The sequence below is a fragment of the Streptomyces sp. NPDC001135 genome (assembly GCF_053598395.1).
On record NZ_JBSFKD010000058.1, the window covers coordinates 1 to 5,164 of the forward strand.

General features: G+C 72.9%; 5 protein-coding genes. 3 read left to right on the top strand and 2 right to left on the bottom strand.

What is annotated here, in order from left to right:
- The coding region (locus ACWC94_RS40630) for a carboxyl transferase domain-containing protein (RefSeq protein WP_450802615.1) at positions 1-164 on the bottom strand (164 nt) is incomplete at its 3' end.
- A gap of 19 nt (positions 165-183) precedes the next feature.
- Positions 184-1,236, bottom strand: a complete 1,053-nt coding sequence (locus ACWC94_RS40635) for a polyprenyl synthetase family protein (protein ID WP_450802602.1) — start codon at positions 1,234-1,236, stop codon at positions 184-186.
- A 277-nt stretch (positions 1,237-1,513) separates the two neighbouring features.
- Here ACWC94_RS40635 and ACWC94_RS40640 point away from each other — a divergent pair, with 277 nt between their 5' ends.
- The 3 genes from ACWC94_RS40640 (at position 1,514) to ACWC94_RS40650 (ending at position 5,042) form a co-directional block, all read left to right on the top strand.
- Entirely contained in the window at positions 1,514-2,203 is a 690-nt protein-coding gene (locus ACWC94_RS40640) for a hypothetical protein (protein ID WP_450802604.1), read from the top strand.
- Between the two features lie 347 nt (positions 2,204-2,550).
- On the top strand, positions 2,551-3,096 hold the full coding sequence (locus tag ACWC94_RS40645) for a hypothetical protein (protein WP_450802606.1): 546 nt from the start codon (positions 2,551-2,553) through the stop codon (positions 3,094-3,096).
- Positions 3,093-5,042 (top strand): ABC1 kinase family protein, encoded by a 1,950-nt coding sequence (locus tag ACWC94_RS40650; protein WP_450802608.1) that lies wholly within the window; start codon positions 3,093-3,095, stop codon positions 5,040-5,042. Before ACWC94_RS40645 ends, ACWC94_RS40650 begins: the two co-directional genes overlap by 4 nt.
- Positions 5,043-5,164 lie beyond the last annotated feature (122 nt).

Genomic DNA, 5,164 nt, shown 5'->3' on the forward strand with positions numbered 1-5,164 from the left:
AACTGCTCGACCTCCTGGAAGGACCCCGGGTCCACGAGCAGCTCGATCCGCTCCCGCGCGGTCAGCTTGCCCTTGGCGTGCTGCGCCTCGGTCGCGGCCGGCGCGCCGTCGAGGACCTCACGGCGGATGCGGTCGAGTTCGGCGATCCGCTCCTGCATCGTCATGGCCGACTCCCTTGCCGGTTCAGCTGGTTCGGTGGGCGACGTAGTCGCACAGGGCGAGCAGCGCGCGCCGGGCGGGCAGCGCGGGCAGCGTGCCGAGGGCCCCGCGGGCGCGGTCCAGGCGGCGGCGCAGCACGGCCTCCGTCTCGGCGAGGGCGGGCGAGCGGGCGAAGAGGTCCAGGGCGTGCCGCGCGGCCGCCGCGGGGACGGGTCCCGACGCGAGCAGTTCGCGCAGCTCGGCGTCGGCCGGGTCGGCACTCTCCAGAACCAGCAGCACCGGCAGGGTGGGTATGCCGGCCAGCAGGTCGGTGCCGCGTTCCTTGCCGCTGACGTCGGCCGGGGACCGCAGGTCGAGCAGGTCGTCGGCGATCTGGAAGGCGAGGCCGAGGTGCTCGCCGTACTCGGTCAGCGCGGTCACGGCGCCCGCGGGGGCGCCGGCCTGGAGGGCACCGATGCCGAGGGCCATCGACAGCAGGGCCGCGGTCTTGCCCGCGATCACCTGGAAGTAGTGGGTGACCGGGTCCTCGCCGGGGGCGGGGCCGGTCAGTTCGCGCAGCTGGCCGGAGACCAGACGGCCCGCGGTACGGGCGTTGAGCTGCACGGCGTCGGGGCCGAGCTGCGCGGCCAGCTGGGCGGCGCGGGCGAGCAGCCAGTCGCCGCCCAGCACCGCGGCCCGTTCGCCGAAGCGGGCGTGGACGCTGGGCACGCCGTGCCGGGTGGGGGCGCCGTCCATGACGTCGTCGTGGTGCAGGGAGGCGATGTGGACGAGTTCGGCGATGACGGCGGCCTGGGTGACGCCGTCCCGCCACGGCTCGCCGAACTCGGCGCCGAGCAGCACCAGCAGCGGGCGCAGCCGCTTGCCGCCGGCCTCGGCGAGATAGCCGGTGAGCGCGCCGACACGGGGATCGCCGGCGTCCTGCGCCATGGCCAGCAGCCATTTCTCGACGCGCTCCAGGGATTCCCGCAGCCGTCCCGCCAAGCCGGGATCGTCGAGGTCGAGCCGGTCGAGCGGGCCGGTTTCCACGGGGTCGGCGTGTTTTTCCGCCGCCGTCCCGCCGACGTGCCGCACAGTCATCGCCAGACCCTTCCGATACGTGGTGGAGCAGTGCCGATTTCACACATGCGGACGACCACTCTCGGTACCGGTCCCCTGCGTCTCAACTGCGATGACATGAAGGTGCCAGCCAGTGCGGGCCATGCCGGGAAACGTGGACCGTCAGTTTCCTGCCACATATCCCGAAGGACCGGACCGCAATCGCAGGACCGACGTTATGTTCCCGTCTCGAAAAGACTCGGAAAGTTCTGCGGACTCCGACTCGGTCGGGCTCCGACTCCGTTGAAAGGGACGGGAATTGCGTACCCGATTCGCTCTCGTCGGCATGCTCGTCGCCGCCGTGCTCACCGCCGCCGCACCCGCCGCCCTGGCCGCCGGGCACGACGGGCGGCCCGCCACCCGGTCCTGCGGCGCGTTGCGGCTGACGGGTTCGCTGCCCGTGCCGCCCGCGGGCATGGCGGTGCAACAGGACGTCTCGATCGGCGCGGACTGCGCCCCGCGGCTCGGCGCGGTGCGCCTGGTGCCGGTGGACCGGGCGAAGGGGGCCGCCGCGGCACGGCAGGCCACGGCCGCCGCCACCGCAACGGACGGCACCCACCACGTCTCCAGCTGGAACGAGATGTACGACTGCTGCAACATCCGGATGACCGGCCTGTACACGACCTCCGACTGGACCACCGGCGGCGGCCGGGTCGTCAGCTCCTCCACCGACGCCAGCGAGCAGTACAACCGCGAGCCGTGGAACGCCGGCTGGTCACCGGCTTCGTCCCGGCACGACGCCGACTGCACGGCCGACTGCGCCGTCTCCCACACCGAGGCGCACGCGGACTTCACCTACCGGGGCATCTTCGACGTGACCGGGAACTGGTACGCCAACAGCCACCACTCGTACGTCGACCTGGGCGCCGACGGCACCGCCACCTGCCGCTTCGACGTCGATCTGCGCCACACCTTCGTCGGCTGGAACTGGCGGCACGGCTGCGCCTGACCGGACGAACCGCGCCCCGGGTCGCACTCCGGCGCGTTTGGCAGCAACCTGCCACAGCCGGAGCGGAAGACGCCTTCCGCTTCCTACACTCGCGCCGGACCCCCATCGCACCGACCCGCTGGAGGCGCGCCGTGATCCAGCCGCAGACCGCCGATCGGTCCGTCGTTCCCGCCCCGGCCCCGCCGACGGACCGGACGTGACGTCCGCCGGGAGCCGGCGTGACCCCCAGCAGGCCCGAGCCCGGTCTCTCCGCGCTGCCCCGCAGCGGCCCGGAGAGGCCGGGCTCCGCCCTGTTGCGCCGCACAGGCGCGGATATGTGCACACACGAGTAGATAGGTAGCCCGCCCATGACCACTGAACTCCGTGGCGCGCCCGCCCCCTTCACGGCGCCGGCCGTCCCGCCACCGCCGCGCTGGGCTCGCTGGGCGGCTCACGCCGTGCCGCTGGTGGCGCTGCCCTCCTCCCTGTGGCGGCTGGCCATGACCGCCGGAATCCCGGTCGGTTACAGCACGGCGGTGCTGCGCAGCGACTACGGCATCCCGGGCACCGGCTATCTGATCCTGCCGCTGATCACCGTCCTGCAGGAGGCGGCGGCACTGCTCACCCTCGGCCTGGTCAGCGACTGGGGTCTGGTCGCGCCACGCCGGCTGCCGCTGATCGGGGGACGGCCGGTGCGCACCTGGGCCGCGGTCGTCCCCGCCGCGCTCGGCGCCCTGGTCATGACGGCGGTCACCATCAGCCAGTACCTCGCATGGGACAAGGTCGACAGCACCAACCTGACCGGGGTCCACCGCACCGTCATGGGCTGGGCCTACGCACCGCTGCTGCTGTGGGGGCCGCTGCTGGCCGCGGTGACCGTCTCCTACGCCCTGCGGCGCCGACGGCGGTCATGAGCACCGCGGTCCTCGTCCTGCTCGCGGCGCTGTCGCTGACCGCGTTCGTGGCCGGCCTGACCTCGGGGGCCCGGCGACTGCTCGGCATCGAGGTGGGCAAGGGGCGCGCCGTCGTGACCGGCGCGGTCGGACTCACCACCGGCAGCGCGGTCAGCTATCCGCTGCGGGGGGTGCAGCCGCTCGCCCTGATCACCCTGGAGATCGGGCTGTCCCTGCTGGTCAGCATGGTGTTCCTGGCCGCCACCGAAGTGCTGCTGCCGTCCGGCACGGTGCGTGGCCTGGTGGGGCTGCCCCGATCGCTGCGCCGCAGGTTCGCCCGCGCCCGCCGCTACGCCCGGCTGAGCCGGATCTTCATGCGGCACGGTCTGGGCCGCTTCCTCAGCGGCAAGTCGCGCCGCGGGGCGGGGGCCGCGGCCGAGCGTGCCGCGCTGGCGCCGGCCCTGCGCCGGGCGCTGGAGGAGGCCGGGGTGACCTTCGTCAAGCTCGGCCAGGTGCTGTCGACGCGCTACGACCTGCTGCCGCCGGAGTTCATCACCGAGCTCAGCTCACTTCAGGACCAGGCCTCGCCCGAGTCCTGGGAGGCCGTCCGGCAGGTGCTGCGGGAGGAACTCGGCGCCGAACCCGAGGAGGTGTTCGCCGAGTTCGAGCCGAAGCCGCTCGCCGCCGGATCGATCGCCCAGGTGCACCGTGCCGTCCTGCACGACGGCGAACAGGTCGCGGTGAAGGTGCAGCGGCCGGGCGCCCGCGAGATCGTCGTCGACGACCTCGACATACTCTTCCGGTTCGCCGCCAAGCTGGAACAGCACACGGCCTGGGGCCGCACCATGGGGGCGCTGACGCTCGCGCAGGGATTTGCGGTGTCGCTCCAGGAAGAACTCGACTTCCGTATCGAGGCCCGCAACACGCTGTCCGTGGCCGCCGCCATAGAACAGTCCGGTGGCTTCGCCATCATGGTGCCGCACGTACACGAGAACCTCACCAGCAGGCGCGTCCTGGTCACCGAGTGGCTGGAGGGCGTGCCGCTGCACAGCGCCTCCGACGTCCTGGACGAACGCGGCCTGGACCGGCGGACGCTGGCCAAGGCCATGCTGGAGTGCCTGCTCGGCCAGATCATGACCAGTGGTGTCTTCCATGCCGACCCGCACCCGGGGAACCTGCTGCTGCTCGCCGACGGCCGGCTCGGGATGCTGGACTTCGGCTCCGTCGGGCGCATCGACCGGGCACTGCGCTCCACGCTGCGCGGCATGCTGCTCGCCCTGCACCGCGGCGACCCGGCGGCGCTGAGCGACGCGCTGCTCGCCCTGGTGGTGCATCCGGAGCACATCGACGAGCGCCGGCTGGAGCGGGCCCTCGGGCAGTTCCTGGCACGGCACTTCGCGCCGGGCGTCAAACCGGACCGGGAGATGTTCGCCGACCTGTTCGCCATCGTCGCCCGGTACGGGATCAGCGTGCCGCCGGAGATCGCGGCCGTGTTCCGGGCCCTGGCCACGATGGAGGGCTCCCTGGACCGGCTGGTGCCCGGATTCGACATCGTGGCCGAGGCCCGTTCCTTCGCCGTGACCCAGCACCTGCGGAAGCTGCGGCCGGAGGTGATGGGACAGTCCCTGGCGGAGGAACTGCTCGGGCTGGTGCCCATGCTGCGCCGGCTGCCCCGTCGGGTGGAACGCATCGGCGCCGCCTTGGAGAGCGGGCAGTTCACCGTCTCCGCCCGGTTGTTCAGCGACCCGGAGGACCGTCGCTTCCTGCGGTCGCTGGTTCACGAGGTGCTGCTCGCCTTCCTCGGCGGGATCATCGGCCTGGCCGGTGTCCAGCTGCTGCGCACCTCGGGCGGTCCCCGGCTGAGCACCGGTCTGGGGCTGTTCGAGCTCTTCGGCTACAACCTGCTGGTGATCAGCTGTGTGCTGGTGCTGCGGGTGCTGTTCATGATGGTCAGCCCCCGACGCTGACGGCCCCGACGCCGACCGTCCCGCCACCGACCGTCCCGACCGCCGGCCCGGCCCCGCCAAACGTGGGGGGGGGGCGGGGGGCCGGGCCCCAGGGGGGTGGGCGGGGGGGGGGGGTGGGGGGT